The following is a 17,791-nucleotide window of genomic DNA, read 5'->3' as shown; positions in this document are numbered from 1 at the left end:
GTCAGGCCTCCTGTCGGCGCAGCAGCGTGGTCGCGGAAACGACGATGAGAATGAGGACGCCCTGGACGCCGCTGACCAGCGTGCTCGAAATGTTCAGCAGCTGGAAACCGTTGACCAGGAAGCCGACCAAAAGGGCCGAAAGCAGCGTTCCGGTGACCGTTGGAACCAGCCGGCGCGAAAAGACCGAGCCGAGCAGGGCTGTCACTACGACGGGCAACAGCATCTCACCGGCACCGGTCGTGCTGCCGCTCAGATAGGAAACCGACAGGATACCAGCGATGCCGCCGGAGACGCCGCTGGCGACGAAGGCGCCAGCCAGCAGCCGGCGAAGCGGCAGACCGGCGGCACGCGCCGCATCCGGGAACTCACCGACGGCGTAGAGACGCAGGCCGAGCGGCGTATATTGCACGATCGCCGTGGTGACGGCCGTGAAGCCGAGAAGCACATAGGCAAGAACCGGGATGCCGAAAGGATCCGAGGCGGAAAGCGCCGATAGGAAAGGTGTCGAGGCCGGCAGGACGGTATTGCCGGTCAGTACCAACTCCAGACCGGCGACGACGTTCATGACGGCAAGCGTGGCCAGCAGCGGCACGATGCCGGCATAGACGACGGCAATGGCATTGACCGTGCCGATCAGGGCGCCGGTCAAGATTGTCGCGGCAATCGCCGTCGCATCGCCGTAGCCGAGTTGCGTCAGGCTCGCATAGACGGCGGCGCTGAGACCCATATTGGCAGCGAGCGACAGGTCGATGCCACCGGTGACGACATTGGAGCCGCCGGCGATCAGCACGATCGTCAATCCAATGGCAAGCACACCAGAGATGGCCGATTGACCAAGCACATTGCCGATATTGCCGATGCTGAGGAAATAGGGTGCAGTCAGCGAGAAGATGATCAGGATGGCGGCGAAAGCGATCAGCGATCCGAAGCGCAATGCCGCAGCCGCAATATTGCCGGCCGGGCGGGGAGGCGGTTCAGCAGCGGAAAAACCGGAAGGCGCGAATTCCACTTCAGTCGACATGGCGATGTCCCTCAGATGATCCGGTCGATTGAGCCAGCACCGCATCCGCCGTGGTCTCCGACGATATGAATTCCCGCACCACGCGGCCGCGGAAGAGCACCAGGATGCGATCGGTAATGCCGATGAGTTCGGGCAGATCCGAAGACAGCACGATGACGCCGGCGCCGCGCGACGCGAGTTCGCCGATCAGCGTATAGATCTCGACCTTGGAGCCGATATCGACGCCAACCGTCGGCTCATCGAGGAGATAGACCTCGGAACGGCGGCTCAGCCACTTGGCGATGGCGATCTTCTGCTGGTTGCCGCCCGAAAGCGTGCGCAGCAGGGCATCACGCCCGTTGGTCTTCACCTGCAGCCGCGTAATCAGAGCGTCCACTTCTCTCTGTTCGCGTCTGCGATCGAGAAAGCCGAAACGCGTAAAGCGGCCAAGGCTCGAAAGGCTGATATTTTCCTCGACGCTGAGGTCGAGCGCGACGCCGTGGCGACGCCGGTCTTCCGGCACCAGTGCGATCTCGCGACCGGCTGCCTGGGTGGGATTGGTGAAACGGGTGGTCTTGCCGCTGATCTCGATATGGCCGGAAGCCGGGGTCTCCAGACCGAAGAGAGTGCGGACCAATTCCTTTGCGCCGGAGCCGAGCAGGCCTGTGAGGCCGAGCACCTCGCCGCGGCGAAGCGTAAAACTCACGTCGCTATATTTCCCTGGCGCCGACAGCTGCTCGAGCTTGAGGATTTCCTCGCCCGGCGTCACCTGCGGCTTCGGGAACATCTCCTTGATGTCGCGCTCGACCATCAGCCGGGCAATTGCACCGGCCGAAGTGTCGCCGATCGGCAGGGAGGCGACGTCGAGGCCATTGCGCAGCACGGTGACGTGGTCGCAGAGCTCTTCGATTTCGTTCAGGTAATGCGAGATATAGATGATGGTGACGCCTTCGTCGCGCAGACGGCGGATCAACCGGAAGAGGATATCGGCCTCGCGGCGCACCAAGGCGGCCGTCGGCTCATCGAAGACGAGCACTTTCGGCTGATTGAGGAGGGCGCGGGTGATTTGCACGATCTGTTTTTCGGCAGTCGACAATTCGCTGATCAAGGCGGCGTTCGGCAAGCGGATACCGAAATAGTCGTTGAGAATATCAGACGCGCGGCGCTGCATCAGTCGGCGGTCGAGGAACGGCGTGCCTGATATCCGCGGCTCCCGGCCGAGGAACAGGGCTTCGCCGACGGTGAAGGTCGGCACCAGCAGTCGATCCTGGTGAATGAAGTGGATGCCAAGCTCTTCGGCAACATGTGGTGTCAGCCTGTCGAATGTTTGCCCTTCGATCTCGATCCGGCCGCCATCGGGCTGATGGAGACCGGCCAGCAGCTTGATCAGTGTCGACTTGCCGGCTCCGTTCTGACCGACGAGACCGTGGATGGTGCCGCGCCTGACGATCAGCGACGCACCGGCAAGCGCCTGCGCGCCGCCAAAATGCTTGACGATGCCTTCAAAGCGGATGATGTCGTCGCGTGCCGTCACCGGCTGCTTCAATGAAATGGCCGTCATGTCGATCTCTCCCGGCGGGCAGATTCCGAGCGATCCGGCGACGACCGGATCGCTCGGGTTCAATGTCAGCCGATGCCGAGCTTCTTGGTGACTTCGCCGACATTGGTCTTGTTGGCGAGCAGTGCTGGAACATAGGTCTCGCGCGGCAGCGTCTGGCCGGCGAGCAGCTTGGCGACGTTGCGGATGGCGGTGCGGCCGATTTCTGCCGGCTGCTGGGCGACATCGGCGCCGGCCGGGGAATTCGGATCGGCGATGAGCTGGAGTACCTCAGGGCTGCCGTCAACGCCGTAGGTGCGGATCTCGGTGCGCCCGGCAGCCGCCAAAGCCTGGGTCGCGCCAAGCTGCGGAATGTCCCAGGCTGACCAGATCGCCTTGATCGAGCCCTTTTCCGGATATTTGTTGAGGATTGCCGTGATCTGAGTGAAGGCGTCCTGCACGGTGTTCGGGATGACGTCGCGCAGTTCCGGCTGAAGGATTTTCACCTTCGGGAAATATTTGACGACATTGACCAACTGGTCGTAGCGGATCGCGCAGGGAGTTACGCCGTAGAAGCCGTTGAAGACGACGATATTACCTTCGCCGCCGATATCGGAGACGAGCTGCAGCGCCAGGTCCTTGCCGATGCCCCAGTTGTCGGAGGTGGTGTTGTTGATCGAATTGGTCGAACCGACGTCGACGGTCAGAACCGGGATCCCCGCATCACGTGCCTTCTTCAGCCAGGGATCGATGACGCTGAGCGTGCCGAGGATTTGAACGATCGCATCCGGCTTCTGGGCAATCAGCGTCTGCAGCTGCGAGACCAGCTTGCCGTCATTGCGTCCGGCATCGACGGCAATCGGCTCGCCACCGAGGCGCTTTACCTCTTCGATCTGGGCATTATAGGCTTGCAGGTCGAAGAAGTGATCGGTGCCGGTCGCGCTGATGGCGATGCGTTTGCCTTTCAGCGACTGCTCTTCGGCTGCAAGAACCGGCTTCCGCCCGACCAGCGAAGCACCGGCGACGGCAACCCCGGCCGCGGCAGACAGTTTCAACAGATCTCGTCTTCCGAGACCGCTTCCGGACTTTTCAATGCTCATTACCATTCTCTCCAATTCAGTTATGTCTATAAATTAAGTAGACTAATGAGAATAGGGAGAAAGGAATTTCCAAAAAGACGCTTTCCGATGAAAAGAGTGGACGGAGCGAACGCTCATTTCCGGCCGCGGTTTCCCGCGAGCGGGCCGATCAAGAAGAAACATGCACTGCATAATTCTTGCGCATGCGACCAAATTTGCCGAGGGTGAACTCCTGCCAGGCCGTGGTGCCGTGTGGGCGACGGCAGGCGGAAAATCAGGATTTAACGGGCACCGTCGGGTTTTATGCTGCGACGTTGATATCCAGCGCGAAGCTTGGCTCCACTTGGCGCGCAACTTGCCTCTCCCCTGCTAGGGAGAATGAAACAATGCCCGACATCGACCCGCAGATTTTCTCAATAAGCCGGCCATCCCTCGGAGGCTACAAGGCCTTCGTTCAACGCGACATGATCGTCGAGACCTATCGCAGCGCCGCGGGGCAAATGATTTCGAGGGGCTCCCTTCATAGAATTTCGATCAACCGCACGGCGCACGGCAAATATGCCTATCGGCTTGGAAGCGGGGCATTCCGCAAAGTTGAGAGGCCGCCGTTCACCCTGGGATTTCAACCGGCCGCCACCGTCCTTGAAGTCGATGGCGATGCGGCGGACTATATCTCGATCTTCCAGTCACCTGCGCTCTACAGCAGCATCGGCGGCTCTCGCTTCGATCCCGAGCATTGGGATAGTGATGCGCTGAGCGCGACGACTGATCCGACAACGCTGCAGGTGGCGCTCTCCCTTGCGTTTGCCGCCGAGAAGACCGGGCGCGACGACCCGCTTTTGATGCAGCATCTGGGGATGGCGCTCGCCTGCTGCGTTGTAAAGCTGCTAGGCGCCAAACCCGAAGTCGGCGATCGTCCGCTGACATCGGACAATCTCCGGCGTGTGATTGACTACATCGAGGACCTGCTTGGCAAATCCGATCTGAGTGTGGAGGAGCTGGCCGGGGTGGCCCATATGAGCCCCTTTCACTTCAGCAGGGAATTCAAACGGGCGGCCGGCATGGCACCGCATCGCTTCGTTCTCGAACGCAGGATCGAGCGGGCGCGACTTTACCTCGCCGATGGCAAGGAGACGCTCGCAAACATCGCTTATGCCACAGGCTTTTCCAGCCAGGCGCATTTCTCCAGCGTCTTTCGCCGCCTGATGGGGGCGACCCCGAAGGAATACCAGCGTTCGGTCCGTCTTTGAGCTAGCACCCGCCGATGGCAAATCAGCAATTTTGCGAAAGATAACCGCACGAATTTGAAATCTCTTGAGGCTGCGGTCTGCGAGGCTTTTCCGATCAGGAGGCCCCATATGACCGCTTTTGCGCAAACCAATCCGATTACCGACATCTGCTTTTTGGTCGAGGATATCGACAAAGCATCGTCCTTCTATGTCGACCGGCTTGGCTTCAAACCTCGCCGCCGGGCTCCGGGCTTTGCCGATTTCAAAGGAGCGGGCGTGACGCTGGCGCTGTGGGAGATCGAACATATCGCCGAGAATACCGGCGTCTCAAGCCGCCGCGCCCCTCCAGGTGCGCACAAGGCCTGCGCGGCCATTGAGCTCGCCTCGCCAGAGCAGGTCGATGCCGCCTATGCGGAGCTGAAAGCGGCGGGCGTGCTCTTCCACGCACCGCCGCAGGACTATGTCTGGAACGCGCGATGCGTCTATTTCGCCGATCCTGACGACAATCTCTGGGAAATTTATGCGTGGTCCGCAGGCGGCCCGATTGGTGACATCGACCCGCAATAGCAAGCGCAATCGGCCGGTCGTCCAACAATCCAACAAGGGGAAGGCAAGCAATATGAACGGGGATGACAAACAATTCGTGGTCGGCAGGCGTACCGTCCTGAAGGGCGGAGCCTTTGCCCTTGCTGCAGCAACGGCAGGGATCAGCGTGTTCGTGCCGCGTCAATCGAATGCCGCCGCATCCAAGGTCGTCATCAAATATGACTGGCTGATGAGCAACGGACAGATAGGCGATATCGTCGCAGTCAAGCAAGGCCTGTTCGAGGCCGAGGGTCTCGACGTCGAGTTTTCCCCTGGCGGTCCCAATTCGGCAACGGTGCCGCCTGTGATCACGGGTGATGCGCAGCTCGGTCAATTCTCGGATTCGGCGCAGCTCCTTCTTGCCCGGTCATCCGGCGTGCCGATCAAGATCTTCGCCTGCGGTTTCCGCATGGCGCCCTTCGCCTTCTATTCGCTGCCCAAGGCGCCGATCCGCACCGTCAAGGATATGGTCGGCAAGCGCATCGGCATCCAGCCGACGGCCCGTTATGTCCTTGATGCCATTCTGCTGAAGAACAATATCGATCCCTCGAGCCTGACCATCACCAATATCGGCTTCGACATGACGCCGCTGATGACCGGCCAGGTCGATGCCGTGACCGGATGGATCACCAACACGCAGGCCCTTTCCATCATCGGCCCCGACCGCATCGATCTGATGATGAAGGACACGGGCCTTCCGTCCTATGCCAACGTCTATTTCGCCACCGACGATGCCGTAACCGGCCATGCCGAGACACTGGCAAAGGTGCTGCGTGCCGTCGCCAAGGGCTGGGCCTGGACGCATGAACATCCTGAAGAGGCAGTCAAATTGACGGTAGAGGCCTATCCGCAACTCGATCTTGCCGTGGAGCTGCAGACGGTGCCGCGTATATTGTCGCTGAGCTTCGACGCAGCGACCGGCAAGGATGGCTGGGGCAGCTTCGATCCGGCCGCTCTTGCCGAGCAGATTTCCGTCTACGACAAGATCGGCCAATTCAAGAGCGGCGCGCCGAAGCTGGAGGATTGCTATACGACTGCGATACTCGACATGACGGCGGGCGACCGTCCGAAGATTGCGTGAGAGCGGATTTGCCTGAAGCAGCGGCCATCGAAACCAGGGATTTGGCTGTCGGTTATGCCGGCGCTGTCGAGACGACCCGCATTCTGTCCGGCGTCGACCTCAGCGTCGGCAAGGGTGAGTTTCTGACCATTCTCGGTCCTTCCGGCTGCGGCAAGTCGACCTTGCTGCGTGCGGTGGCGGATCTTCTTCCGCCGCTTGACGGGCAGTTGTCGGTGCTCGGCAGGACGGCGTCGGAGGCGCGCCGCAGGCGCGAGGTCGCCTTCGTCTTTCAGGATGCAACGCTGTTGCCCTGGCGGACCGTGAGGGAGAATGTCGCGCTGCCGCTGCAGGTGGGGAAGAAGAGCGTCCCGCGATCGGTCGACCCGCGGCCCGACCATTGGATCGAACTGGTCGGCCTGTCGCATCTGGCCGACCGCTATCCGCATCAACTGTCCGGGGGCCAGCGCCAGCGCGTCGCCATAGCGCGCGCGCTTCAATGCGAGCCGGATATCCTGCTCATGGATGAGCCTTTCGGTGCGCTCGACGAGATCACCCGCGAACGACTGAACGACGAGCTTCTGGACGTCTGGCGCCGGACCGGCACGACCATCCTGTTCGTGACCCACAGCGTCATCGAGGCGATCTATCTCGGCGGACGCGTGCTGGTCCTGGCGGCCAATCCCGGCCGTGTCCAGGCGCTGATCGATCTTACGCCGCTGAAAGACGAGCGTGGCCTCTGTCGGCGCGAGAGCCTCGATGTCCAGGAGACCGCAGCCCATCTGCGCCAATTGCTGCAGCAGGGGAGTTCGGCTGCATGAGGCACCGTCCGTTGTCATTCACCGAGGCGATCGGCCTTCCTGTTATCGGCGCCCTTTCGCTGGTACTTGCCTGGCAATGGCTGGTGCCGGCGCTCGGTATTCCCGGTTATATCGTTCCAACGCCGCTGGCGATCCTGCGCACGCTTGGCATCGAATGGCGCTTCCTTTTGTCGAATGCGATCCCGACATGGGGCGAGGCGGGCCTCGGCTTCCTCCTGGGCAATAGTCTCGCCGTGATCCTGGCGGTTGCCTTTGTCTATAATCCGCGGTTCCAGGCCGCCTATTTTCCCGTTGTCCTGCTCTTCAACACCATCCCGGTGCTGGCGCTCGCACCGATCATCATCCTGATCTTCGGCCTCGGCATGCTGCCAAAGGTCATCATCGCCGCTCTCATCTGCTTCTTCCCAACCCTGGTGAATACCGCCCGGGGCCTCAATCTGGCGACTGCGAGCGAGCTTGACCTGATGCACGTGCTTTCGGCGAGCGGGTGGGAGACCTTCTGGCGCTTGCGCGCCCCACGGTCTGCCCCCTTACTCTTTGCGTCGCTGCGCATTTCGGCAACCACCTGTGTGATCGGCGCGATTGTCGGGGAGTGGATCGGTTCGAACCAGGGGCTGGGTGCCGTCATCATCCAGTCGACATTCAACTATCAGGCGGAAAGGCTTTTTGCCGCCGTCGTGCTCGCCTCTTTCTCGGGCATCGTCTTTTTTGCCGCTGTCACCCAGATCGAGCGGATTTTCCGTCGGCTGCATCAGGGGCAAGGCTGAAACCTCGGCGCGAACGAACGCGGCCTGGGCAAACTGGAGGCGGCCGAAACGCTGACGCTTTCCAGGATATGGCAAGGCCTCCCGCTGTTCTCTGCGGGAGGCCTTGCGCCTTGCTACTCGTCCGCGGTCTCCCGGATGTCGGAGAGATCGATGCCGTGGGTGTCGAACCACCAGTCGGGACTCATCTCTGGATGCCGGTCACGCAGACGCAGATATTTGGCGCGCAGCCGCTTCTGGCGCTCGACCTCTTCTGTGAAGAAAGGATGATCGAGCGTGCCGCCCATCTTGTGGATGCGACGGAGCAGTTTTCGCAAGACGTATCCCTGCTCCTTGTTGCCCGGCCGGTAGCCGCTTTCCACGATTGTCATGACCGTCTCGCACAGCGTTCCGAGCGCATCGTCTTGCGGCGTGCCGTTGACGATCATGTCGAGACGCTCGAGGCCGAAGCCGACGTCGATGCAGCTTCCAAGCGGATTGACGATGTTTCCGATCTCGACGCCGTCCTTATAGAACTCGGTGCAGTATCCGCCGATGCTGCCATCGCTCCACATGCATTCCGGATCCGGCACGATGGGCACACGCCCGCCATAGAGCGGCGTCCATTCCACCAGACGATCCGGATGGATCGTCACATGATCCGGCACGAGCCCGAGCGTTCCCAGAAACTCGAGCCAGAAATCGATGGCGCTGCCGACGGTCATTTCCCTGAACGAGAAAAGGCCGAGCATGGTGAAATGGAGAAGATGAGTTCCGTCGCCGATCTCGTCGAGGTCGCCCATGCGCAGGCAGGCCTGGCTGTTTGCGACGGTTCCACTATGGGAGGGATCGGAGAAGAGGGGCTTGTACTGCTGCATTCCAGCGCTGCAGAAGAGCGTGGTATCGTCATGCGGCCGTACGGATTCGATGCGTATGAAATCAATGCCCTTGGAAAGGCAGAAGTCTTGATATTGCTGGATCAGGCGTCCCGCGGTGACATAGGCAACCTCCTTCGTTGTTCGTGCCTTCGGAAAATATAGAGGTCTCCGGCGCGCAGGGCAATCCGCTGCTATCGGAGATAAGCCGGATCGGCGCTATTGATCATAGTCTCACTTGAGACTAAATATAACATCAAGTGAAAAGGACCATGACCATGATGGGATTTGCAGTTATCGCCGATGTTCTCGGATTGCCCGCCAGGGAGCCGGCGTCGCGTTCGGCCTTCGGCCTGCTCTCAAGCATCGAGGAAGGTTTGCCGGTCAAGGCGCTTGATCGCATGGCGCTGCTCCTGGCGCCTGATGATACCCAGTTCAAATACCGGCTCGTTCCAAAGGCCACCTATGAGCGGCGCAAGTCCAAGCATCGGCTCTCTTCCGACGAGGGCATAAAGCTCGCGCGTCTGGCGCGCGTCTGGGGATCGGCGCTCGATGTCTGGCAGACCGAGACCGAGGCACGTGATTTCCTGTTTCGTCCGCATGCGATGCTGGAGGACAGGCGGCCGATCGACGTGGTCATCCAGAGCGAGATCGGCGGCGAACTCGTGCTCGATATCCTCGGAAGCCTGAAATACGGCAGTGCTGCGTGAACGCACAGCATCTCGACCGCACGCTGACATCCGTCCGCATCGGAGATCCCAGTGGAACCTATCCGATCTTCGACGCCACCGGCTCGACCATCGCGCCGGGGCGGTGGAACACTTCGGGCAGCCCGATCATCTACACGAGCGAACACTATTCGACCGCGCTGCTGGAAAAGCTCGTCCATGGCAGCGGGCGGCTGCCGCCCAACCAGCACTATGTCACGATCACCCTGCCGCGTGGGCTAAGCTACGAGGTCTTCTCCGAGCCCGCGCTGCCCGGCTGGGACAGCATGCCGGCAAACGTCAGCAAGGCTTTCGGCGAACGCTGGTACCAGGAAAAACGCAGCGTCATCCTGCTGGTGCCAAGCGTCGTCGCCCGCGTCGACCGCAACATATTGATCAACCCGGCCCACCCGGAATTCCCCTCGATCACCGCGAGCCTCCACCAACCCGTCTTCTGGGATCGTCGCTTGTTCGGCATTTGATGGGGTTGGTGGTTCACACCTCCCGCCGCGGCGAGCGGGCCATCAGCCTGGCATAGGCGATGGCCGAGAGCATGTTGACGTGGTTGGCCTTGCCGGTGCCGGCAATGTCGAAGGCGGTGCCGTGGTCGACCGAGACGCGGTCGATCGGCAGGCCGAGCGAGACGTTGACCGCGGTGTCGAAGGCGACGAGCTTGATCGGGATATGGCCCTGGTCGTGATACTGGGCGATGACAAGATCGAAGGCGCCGTTATAGGCGCGGGCGAACACCGTATCGGCCGAGATCGGCCCGACGACGTCGATGCCTTTTGCCTGCGCCTGCTCAACGGCGGGCGCCAGGAATTCCATGTCTTCGGTGCCGAACAGGCCGTTTTCGCCGCAATGCGGATTGAGGCCGGCGACGGCGATGCGCGCCTTGCGACCGAGCCGCAGGAAGTGCTTGTGGCCGGCTTCGATGGTGGCGAGCACCCGTTCGGTCTTGGCGCGCTCGATCGCACCCTTCAGCGAGATATGGGTGGAGACGTGGATGGTGTTCAGCCGCTCGGAGGCAAGCAGCATGAAGGAGCTCTTCGAGCCGGTGAGATGCGCGAGAAGCCCGGTGTGGCCGTCATGGTGATGGCCGGCAAGGTTCATCGCCTCCTTGTTGATCGGCGCGGTGACGATGACATCCGCTTGCCCCGACATGGCGAGATCGACGGCGCGGGTGATATAGCGCACCGAGGCATCGCCGGCGACGGGGCTGACCTTGCCGATCTCGGGTAGGGCCGCGCCGAGCGCGACCTCGTCGACGGCGATCCTGTCGTCACTGGGTGCATCGGCGGGCCCAAAACGCAGCCCGGCGCCGGTGACGCGGTCGGCGCGCTCCAGCGCTTCGACATTGCCGACGATCACGAAATCGCGGCGCTCTTCCCTCGGAAGGGCTGCCAAGGCCTTGACGATCACCTCGGGGCCGACGCCGGCCGGATCGCCGAGCGTCACGGCGACTTTCGCATTCCTGTCCATCGATCGAGTTCCTTCTAAAAAACCTTACCGCTTAAAAGGCAGCCGCGTAAATCGCGCGAATGTCGGCGCGAGACAGATCTCGCGGATTGTTATCGAGCAGACGGCGAATGGCAAAGGCGTCGTCGGCCATGGCGTCGAGATCGGTTTCCGGCACGCCGAGGCCGGAAAGCTTCATCTCGATGCCGAGTTCGGCGCAGAAGGCGTAAGCCGCATCGAAGACGGAGGTGATGTTCTCGGAGGTTTCACGCCCAAGCGCTTCCATCACCGCCTTGGTTTTCTCAGGCGCGGACGGTGTATTGAAGGCGAGAACATGCGGAAAAATCAGCGCATTGGCCGCGCCATGGGCCACATGCCAGCGCGTGCCGAGGGGATAGGCAAGCGCATGGCCGCCGGCGGTGTTGACCGGGCCGAGGCAGAAACCGCCGTAGAGCGAGGCGAGCGAGAGGCCGGCACGCGCCTCGGCATCGTTGCCGTCCTTGACGGCGCGGGCGAGATATTTGCCGACGAGGCGCGTTCCCTCGATCGCATAGATGTCGACCATCGGATGGGCCTTGCGGTTGGTGAAGGCCTCGACGCAATGGGCCATGGCATCGACGCCGGTTGCCGCCGTCGTGCGGGCAGGGACGCTGAAGGTCAGGGCCGGATCGATGACGGCGATGTCGGCCAACATATGCAGGCTTTCCACCGCAAGCTTTGCCATCGTCGCGGGGTCGGTGACGAGCGCGCGAATGCCGGCCTCGCTGCCGGTGCCCGATGTCGTTGGCACCTGGGCAAGCGCTACCTTGCGCGGCCCATGCACCTTGTTCGGACCGACGACCTCGTGCAGCGTCTGGGTGGAGCCGGCAAGCACTGCCGCAAGTTTTGCCAGATCCATGGCGCTGCCACCGCCGAAGCCGACGATCAGCTCGGCATCGGCGGCGTTTGCCGCCGCCAGGACTTTTTCGAGATTGGCTGTATCCGGTTCGGGCGTCACGTCGGCAAAGACTGTAACCTCGCCCTTCAGCTCCAGCACGTCGATGCGCGAAGCGTTGAAGGCATCGGAGATGACGATCGTGCGCCGATAGCCCTTTTCATCAGCCCATTTGCCGAGCTTTCCCGCCGTGCCGACGCCGAATTCGATCAGATGCGGCCGAACTATCGTGATTGGCGAATCCAAGCTGGCCATGAACCAGTCCTCCCTGCAAGATCTTGCGGCAATATCCTCGCCCTCTTTAATGTAAAGTTGTAAGATCAATGTCAAGCCAGCATTCCAAAAGGCGGAATTTTTTATCTTTCGATGCGCAATCTGTCGCGCTTCAGGCTAGCGTAGCCGTGCAACTATCGATAAAAATATCAATGTGTTATAAGAACTGCATTGCTGAAAACAGCATTTCAGGCACAGCTGGTCATCATCTTTGCCACGGCGGCGAATAATCCGATCCTGTTGTCAATTTCTGCCGCCAGTAAACCCACAGCCGTTGGCATCTTGCATCTTTTCGCAAGCGATCGGACGCAGGTTTACAATTTCCCGGCTACCGCTGTGCTTACGGCAGGAATTGCGGAGCGAGGCTGATATATTTGATGGCGCGCCGGTAATAGGTGTAGGCGATATGAACTGTGCCGTCGCCGCCCTGGACAATCGAGGGATAGGAGAATTCGCGGTTCAGCGAATCCTTCGAATTGTTGCTCAGGCAGAGACCGTCGCCGGTATCGAGATCCACGCGATGCGGAAAGCTCTTGCCGCCATCCCTTGATATCGCAAGGCTCAGCGGCGCACGCGGAACACCCCAGACGGCCTTGCGTCGGTTGCCCGCAACAACAGCGGTCTCTTCAGCTTCGCCGCCCTCGATTTCGTCATAGAGGGACTGGCGCCGCGCATCCGACATGGCGGCATTCGAATGGTTGTAAACCATTGCGATTGCTCCGTCATTCAGGATTTCGGCCTGGATCGAGGAGTTGTTGTTCGGCAGGTCAGCGGCCTCGGGTGCGCTCCAGGTCTCGCCGCCGTCGGATGATCGGCTGGACAGGATGTTTTCGGCGAAACGATTGCGGTAGAAGGCGATCATCTCGTCGCCGCCAAGCGGCAGGATGTTCATGTGCACGGCGCCGAGACTGTCCGGAATATCCCGCATCCGCCAGCTCGCGCCGCTATCACGCGACATCAGCACGGCTGCCGTATCGGCATCGCCGCTCCAGCGCTGGCCGTTCAGGCCGACGCAGCGGAAGACCGGAAGCAGCCAGTCGCCCCGACCGTTCACGACGATCTGCTGGCGAACGAAGGTGCCAGGGCTGTCGCAGAGGATTTGGACCGGGCCGAAGGTCTGGCCGCCATCGCTTGAAATCCGGCATTTGACAACAGAACCGTCCTGATTTCCGGAAGTCTGCGAGGTATAGAGCAGCCATACTTTTCCGTCCGGAGCGTTGAAAATCAACGGGTTCTGCTCGGATTTCTCAGGGTCGTCGCTCAACTTTTCAGGTTCCGACCAGCGCTCGGAGCCAAGTGTCAGCCGCGACATGTAAATCGAAATGTCGCCCATGCCCTCCATCGTGCCGCCGAACCACACGCAGGTCAGCGTGCCGTCGGGCAGAAAGGCGAGATTTGCGGCATGGTTCTGGATGCAGGGGGAGGGCAGATAGGCCTCCGCGCGACCCTCGACAATGGGGTGCGGGGTGATGGCCCCGGTCATCAAGGCCGGAACGGCTTCCGGAGGCAGGCCGGTGAAACTCATGGCGGAGATCTCCTCAAGGCAGCTTGGCATAGCTTTCGGCGAGTGCGGCATAGTCGGCATCGCCGAGCGGCATCAGCGGCGCGCGCGTGCGCTTCCACACGGGATTGCCGGTCTTCAGCCCCACCATCGCCTTGATGGTCGGGATCTGGACGTAGGAATTGGAAAGCGTGCGATAGGCATTGATGCGGGCCTGTGCCGCCTCGACGTCGGCGGCGCGCGCCTCGTCATGGACGTGGTCGTAGACGGTGCGCAACGAATTCGCCACGAGATTGGAGGTTGCGGTGATGCAGCCGGCGCCGCCCGCTTTCAGCAGCGGCAGCAACAGCGGGTCGGCGCCCGCCAGCACCGAAAAACCGGGATAGGCGGCGATGATCGCCTGCATGTTGTTGAAATCGCCGGCAGATTCCTTGACGCCGACGACCGTTTCCGGGAACGCCGCAATCAGCCGTCCGATCAGCGGAATGGACAGCGGCACGCCTGAGACCTGCGGAATATGATAGAGGATGACCTGGAGCCGCGTGTCGGCCACCTTTTCCAGCACCTGCGAATAGGCGGCGAAGAGACCGTCGTCAGAGACGCCCTTGTAGTAGAAGGGCGGCAGCATCACCACCTTGGTGACGCCAAGCGACAGCGCGTGCCGGGTCAGTTCCACGGTCTCGGGAATGGCGACGACGCCCGTGCCTGGCAGAAGCCTGTCAGCAGGAATGCCGGCCTCAAGTGCTGCTTCCAGAATGGCGCGGCGCTCGGCTCCGGAGAAGGAATTGGCCTCGCCCGTGGTTCCGAGCAGCGCCACGCCGTGGCATCCCTCGGCCAGCAACTGCCGGCAATGATCGGTGAATAGTGCGAAATCCGGCCTGTTGTCCGCCGTCAGTGGCGTTGCGGAGGCGCTGAAAACGCCTGTAATCCTGTGATGGCTCATTTCGCCCTCCTCGGCGCGTCCTGTCTGGGGATCCGTGTTCGAACCGGCCGGCTGCGCATTCCAATTGTCATTCGTCTGTCGCGATGGAGTGCAAAGAACTTTTCCATCGCCGCGCTTTTGTCAAGAAGACAAACTGCTGTGATGCAGCTTCGAAAAGTTATCTATCTGTTATAACTTATATATTTTTAGAGGAAAATTTTGTTCGGATCGAAATTGCGATTTTTTGTTGACATATTTACAATAACGAGAGAACGATACGGAACGGATTGTGCTGCGCCTGGCAGGTGCAGGGAGAGCGCTGCCGAATTCACTCTGGGAGGAATGCCATGTCTGATCAATCGGATAAAACCAATATATCACGTCGCAACGCGCTGAAGCTCGGCCTTGCAGCCGGCGTCGGCCTCACCGTATTCGGGATGAATGCCCGCATCGTTATGGCCGATGAAGGCCAGGTCCTGAAGGTCGCAAATCCGGCCTTCGACCAGGACTGGTCGCCGCTGCGCGGCGGCGGCAGGACGTTCCGCTGGAATTCGATCTGGTGGGCATCGCCGATGTATTTCGACAGCCAAGGCAATATCAAGCCCTACGTCTTCACCAGCTGGGAATCGGCCGACAACACTGTCTGGACCTTCAAGCTCGACCCGAAGGCTGTCTTCTCCGACGGCAGCAAGATCACCTCGGCCGATGTCAAGGGGTCGTGGGAAGTCTCCTCGATGCCGAACACCAAGAACCAGCGCGCCGACCAGGTGCTGAGCAGGGTCAAGGGTTACGCCGAAATCGCCGCCGGCTCCGGCAACGAGCTCACAGGTGTCGCGACACCCGACGAGGGAACGGTCGTCGTGACGCTGGCTGCTGCAGACCCGATCTTCTTCATGCGCCTGGCAAACCACATCGCGCCGATCACCAAGGCGTCCCAGTCGCGCGGCAGCGACGGCGAGGAGATCATCGACTGGTACAAGCCTGACAGTAAGCCGGTCTTCTCCGGACCCTTCAAGTTGACGAGCCTCGATATCGATGCCGGCAAGCTTTCTTTCGAGCCGAATGAGAACTTCTTCGGACCGAAGCCAAAGCTTGCCCGTATTGATATCACCTCGATCGAGGACAATGTCACCGCGACCTCGCTCATCAAGTCGGGCGAGTTCAACGCCCATACCGAACTGATCACCTCGACCATCATTCAGGATCTCGGCCCGGAATTTTCCGCCGGCCCGCTGATCCCGACCAGCCAGCACTTCTGGTTCAACATCTCTCGTGCGCCGATGGACGATCCGAAGGTTCGCCAGGCACTGATCATGGCCGTCGATCGCGATGGCCTGTTCAAGGCTTCCTATCCCGACGGGCCGCATAAGAAGGCCGATCAGATCCTCAACTCGGTTCCTGGTGCGGAGAATTCCGGCTTCGAGCCTTATCCCTATGATCCGGCGGCTGCCAAGAAACTGCTTGCGGAATCGACCTACGGCGGTCCGGAGCGTCTGCCGAAGATCCTCTTCGTCGGCATCTCGGGGCCAGCCATTCAGGCTGCCGCCCAGTTCATTGCCGAGCAGTGGCGCCAGAATCTCGGCATCACTGCCGTCGACATGAAGCCGCAGCAGGACTCCTACGCCGGTCCGGATCAGAACTCGGTCCAGATCTTCCGCGACGACGTCGGCACACGCGTGCCGGATGCCGTCTCCTATCTGGCAGGCAGCATCGCCTCGACCTCGTCGAACGCCCAGAACAAGCTCGGCGGATACAAGAACGACAAGGTCGACAGTGCCCTTGCCGAAGCGACGACCAAGGCTGCGGATGATCCGCAGCGCATTGCTCTCGCGCAGGAAGCTCAGAAGGCGTTCCGCGAGGATTGGGCCTTCATTCCATGGTATTCTCAGGCGATGTCGCGCTGGGCCACCAAGGACGTCAAGGGCCTGGAAAAGAACCTTGACTGGCAGGTCGTCGAACCCTGGAATATTTCCATCGGTTGATCGGCGGAAACCGTCCCTGTCGGCGATAAACCGCGCGAAGGCCGCAAGGCCTTCGCGCAAGTTTCAAGAAGAAGAGATGCGATCGCAGGCAAAAGCGGGAACGCATCGAACAACAGGTGGGAGGTGGCCTTGCTGCGCTACGTGCTAACCCGATTTGCCATCTGGATTCCGTCCGTTCTCGTGGTGATGCTGGCGGTTTACGCGCTGGCCTTCTATGGCGCCGGCGATCCGATCAAGCTGATCTTCCTGCGCGCGCCGGGCGACGTTGCCTATAATCCGCAGCGCATCGAAGCCATTCGCGAAAGTGCTGGCCTCAACAAACCCTTCATCGTCCAGTTCGGCCTTTACATCTGGAACCTGCTACACGGCCAATTCGGCAACTCGCTGACATCGGGCCGTTCCGTCTGGGCGATGGTCTCGGCCGCCGCACCCGTCTCCTTCCAGCTTGCCCTCTGTTCCATCATCCTGACCGCCGTCGTCGCGATCCCGCTCGGCATGATCGCCGCGCTGAACCAGAATTCGCGCATCGACTATGCGATTTTAGGCTCCGCACTCTTCCTCTGGGCGATCCCGGCCTATGTCGCCGGTCCGCTGCTGATGGTCGGCCTCATCGTGCTGCTGCCGGGTGCGAGCGTGCCCTACGGCTGGGGCGGCATCCTCGATGTCCGTATCCTGCTGCCGCTGCTCGTTCTTTCCTTCCAGCCGATCGCGTTGATCGTTCGCCAGACGCGTGCCGCGGTCATCGAGGTGCTGTCGGAGGATTTCGTCCGGACCGCCCGCGCCAAGGGCGTGCCCGAGATCATCGTGGCGTTACGCCATATCCTGCGGCCGGTGCTGACGCCCGTCGTCACGCAGCTCGGCCTGATCATGATCACCATCGTCAACGGCGCAATCTTCGTCGAACTCGTCTTCGGCCTGCCGGGCCTCGGCCGGTTGACGGTGCAGGCGCTGATCAATTCCGATTATCCCGTCATTCTGGCGATCACGCTGATCGGATCGTTCCTGGTGATGGTCTCGAACCTCCTGGTGGATGTGCTCCATCCGCTGCTCGATCCACGCGCCAATGATTCAAGAAGGAGCCGCTGACC

17 protein-coding genes are annotated in these 17,791 nt (G+C 61.1%); 9 read left to right on the top strand and 8 right to left on the bottom strand.

All coding sequences use genetic code 11. The features are described from left to right. Nucleotide 1 precedes the first annotated feature (1 nt). The 3 genes from BS629_RS01455 to BS629_RS01445 form a co-directional block, all read right to left on the bottom strand. Entirely contained in the window at nt 2–1,021 is a 1,020-nt protein-coding gene (locus BS629_RS01455; protein ID WP_018246657.1) for an ABC transporter permease, read from the bottom strand. Beyond that, a complete protein-coding gene (locus BS629_RS01450) occupies nt 1,011–2,561 on the bottom strand; it encodes a sugar ABC transporter ATP-binding protein (protein ID WP_026188791.1) in 1,551 nt (516 codons plus the stop codon). The genes BS629_RS01455 and BS629_RS01450 overlap by 11 nt, the downstream gene beginning before the upstream one ends. A 65-nt stretch (nt 2,562–2,626) precedes the next feature. Continuing rightward, the gene (locus BS629_RS01445) at nt 2,627–3,637 is read right to left on the bottom strand and encodes a sugar ABC transporter substrate-binding protein (RefSeq protein ID WP_018246659.1); all 1,011 of its coding nucleotides are present in this window, start codon (nt 3,635–3,637) and stop codon (nt 2,627–2,629) included. 365 nt (nt 3,638–4,002) lie between these two features. Here BS629_RS01445 and BS629_RS01440 point away from each other — a divergent pair, with 365 nt between their 5' ends. The 5 genes from BS629_RS01440 to BS629_RS01420 all read left to right on the top strand — a co-directional run bounded on the left by BS629_RS01440 (nt 4,003) and on the right by BS629_RS01420 (nt 8,075). Continuing rightward, nucleotides 4,003–4,866 carry a helix-turn-helix transcriptional regulator gene (locus BS629_RS01440; protein ID WP_026188792.1) on the top strand — a complete coding sequence of 288 codons (864 nt, stop codon included), beginning with the start codon at nt 4,003–4,005 and terminating at the stop codon, nt 4,864–4,866. Between the two features lie 108 nt (nt 4,867–4,974). After that, nucleotides 4,975–5,412: a VOC family protein gene (locus BS629_RS01435; RefSeq protein WP_018246661.1), complete on the top strand. Its 438-nt coding sequence runs from the start codon at nt 4,975–4,977 to the stop codon at nt 5,410–5,412. 52 nt (nt 5,413–5,464) lie between these two features. Continuing rightward, nucleotides 5,465–6,511 carry an ABC transporter substrate-binding protein gene (locus BS629_RS01430; RefSeq protein ID WP_026188793.1) on the top strand — a complete coding sequence of 349 codons (1,047 nt, stop codon included), beginning with the start codon at nt 5,465–5,467 and terminating at the stop codon, nt 6,509–6,511. Between the two features lie 8 nt (nt 6,512–6,519). After that, nucleotides 6,520–7,308: an ABC transporter ATP-binding protein gene (locus BS629_RS01425; protein WP_018446148.1), complete on the top strand. Its 789-nt coding sequence runs from the start codon at nt 6,520–6,522 to the stop codon at nt 7,306–7,308. Continuing rightward, the gene (locus BS629_RS01420) at nt 7,305–8,075 is read left to right on the top strand and encodes an ABC transporter permease (protein ID WP_018246664.1); all 771 of its coding nucleotides are present in this window, start codon (nt 7,305–7,307) and stop codon (nt 8,073–8,075) included. Before BS629_RS01425 ends, BS629_RS01420 begins: the two co-directional genes overlap by 4 nt. A gap of 113 nt (nt 8,076–8,188) precedes the next feature. Here BS629_RS01420 and BS629_RS01415 read toward each other — a convergent pair whose 3' ends face one another. Further along, nucleotides 8,189–9,034, bottom strand: a complete 846-nt coding sequence (locus BS629_RS01415) for an alanine--tRNA ligase-related protein (protein WP_204339490.1) — start codon at nt 9,032–9,034, stop codon at nt 8,189–8,191. Between the two features lie 170 nt (nt 9,035–9,204). Between BS629_RS01415 and BS629_RS01410 the strand changes: the two genes are divergently transcribed. Together BS629_RS01410 and BS629_RS01405 are read left to right on the top strand one after the other, a co-directional pair. Next, nucleotides 9,205–9,636: an antitoxin Xre-like helix-turn-helix domain-containing protein gene (locus tag BS629_RS01410; protein WP_018070805.1), complete on the top strand. Its 432-nt coding sequence runs from the start codon at nt 9,205–9,207 to the stop codon at nt 9,634–9,636. Then, the gene (locus BS629_RS01405) at nt 9,633–10,115 is read left to right on the top strand and encodes an RES family NAD+ phosphorylase (protein ID WP_018246667.1); all 483 of its coding nucleotides are present in this window, start codon (nt 9,633–9,635) and stop codon (nt 10,113–10,115) included. The genes BS629_RS01410 and BS629_RS01405 overlap by 4 nt, the downstream gene beginning before the upstream one ends. Nucleotides 10,116–10,128: 13 nt before the next feature. On the opposite strand, the gene pdxA is transcribed toward BS629_RS01405, so the two are convergent. The 4 genes from pdxA to BS629_RS01385 form a co-directional block, all read right to left on the bottom strand. Beyond that, nucleotides 10,129–11,115, bottom strand: a complete 987-nt coding sequence (gene pdxA / locus BS629_RS01400; protein WP_018246668.1) for a 4-hydroxythreonine-4-phosphate dehydrogenase PdxA — start codon at nt 11,113–11,115, stop codon at nt 10,129–10,131. A 31-nt stretch (nt 11,116–11,146) separates the two neighbouring features. Next, entirely contained in the window at nt 11,147–12,280 is a 1,134-nt protein-coding gene (locus tag BS629_RS01395; RefSeq protein WP_018246669.1) for an iron-containing alcohol dehydrogenase, read from the bottom strand. Between the two features lie 358 nt (nt 12,281–12,638). Continuing rightward, nucleotides 12,639–13,823, bottom strand: a complete 1,185-nt coding sequence (locus tag BS629_RS01390) for a sialidase family protein (protein ID WP_018246670.1) — start codon at nt 13,821–13,823, stop codon at nt 12,639–12,641. Nucleotides 13,824–13,836: 13 nt separating this feature from the next. Continuing rightward, nucleotides 13,837–14,742, bottom strand: coding sequence for a dihydrodipicolinate synthase family protein (locus BS629_RS01385; protein WP_018246671.1), 906 nt, complete (start codon nt 14,740–14,742; stop codon nt 13,837–13,839). A 326-nt stretch (nt 14,743–15,068) separates the two neighbouring features. On the opposite strand from BS629_RS01385, the gene BS629_RS01380 reads away from it, so the two are divergent. After that, nucleotides 15,069–16,703 (top strand): ABC transporter substrate-binding protein, encoded by a 1,635-nt coding sequence (locus BS629_RS01380; protein ID WP_018246672.1) that lies wholly within the window; start codon nt 15,069–15,071, stop codon nt 16,701–16,703. 129 nt (nt 16,704–16,832) lie between these two features. Continuing rightward, nucleotides 16,833–17,789 carry an ABC transporter permease gene (locus BS629_RS01375; protein WP_020572938.1) on the top strand — a complete coding sequence of 319 codons (957 nt, stop codon included), beginning with the start codon at nt 16,833–16,835 and terminating at the stop codon, nt 17,787–17,789. Nucleotides 17,790–17,791: the final 2 nt, after the last annotated feature.

The organism is Rhizobium leguminosarum bv. viciae USDA 2370, assembly GCF_002008365.1.
GTDB classification, from domain to species: domain Bacteria; phylum Pseudomonadota; class Alphaproteobacteria; order Rhizobiales; family Rhizobiaceae; genus Rhizobium; species Rhizobium leguminosarum.
Note: the sequence above shows the minus strand (reverse complement) of the source record. Positions and strands in the feature narration are given on the sequence as shown.